At 56.3% G+C, this 771-nt stretch carries 1 protein-coding gene; it reads left to right on the top strand.

Annotation, left to right across the window (positions count from 1 at the left end; translation table 11 throughout):
• Window positions 1-771, top strand: a 771-nt coding sequence (locus Q1A43_RS22400; RefSeq protein WP_299939062.1) for a nucleotide sugar dehydrogenase, incomplete at both ends; no start/stop codon positions are given.

Genomic DNA, 771 nt, shown 5'->3' on the forward strand with positions numbered 1-771 from the left:
CCGACGTTATGGCCGAGATTTACCGCCCGCTTTATCTTCGTGAATTTCCGATTGTGACGACCGATTTGGAAAGCGCCGAGATGATCAAATACGCGGCGAATGCCTTCCTTGCGACCAAGATCACCTTCATCAACGAAATCGCGGCTTTGTGTGAAAAAGTCGGTGCGGATGTGAAGCAGGTGTCCAAGGGCATGGGCATGGACAATCGGATCGGCAACAAGTTCCTGCATGCCGGTCCCGGCTATGGCGGTTCCTGTTTTCCCAAAGATACCAAAGCCTTGGCGCGTATCGGCCAGGAACATGCCAGCCCACTGCAGATCACCGAAGCGGTGATTAAAGTCAACGAAGAGGTCAAGCGCCGGATGATCGACAAGTTGCTCGATCTGTGCGGCGGGTCGTTCAATGGCAAGACAATCGCGGTGCTGGGCGTGACGTTTAAGCCCAACACGGATGACATGCGCGATGCCCCGGCGTTAACCATTGTGCCAGCGCTGGTTGGTGGTGGTGCCAAGGTGCGCACCTGTGATCCGCAAGGCCGACACGAGGGCGAGGCGCTGTTGCCGGGCGTGCATTGGATCGAAGACCCCTACAAAGCCGCGCAAAACGCCGATTTGCTGGTGATTTTGACCGAATGGAACGAATTCCGCGCGCTCGATCTCAAGAAAATTGTCAACAAAATGGCCGACCCCAAGATGGCGGACCTGCGCAACGTCTACACCGCAAAAGACGCCAAACGCGCCGGATTCTCCGCTTATGAAAGCATTGGGCGGG

The organism is uncultured Pelagimonas sp. (assembly GCF_947498515.1).
Lineage (GTDB): Bacteria > Pseudomonadota > Alphaproteobacteria > Rhodobacterales > Rhodobacteraceae > Pelagimonas.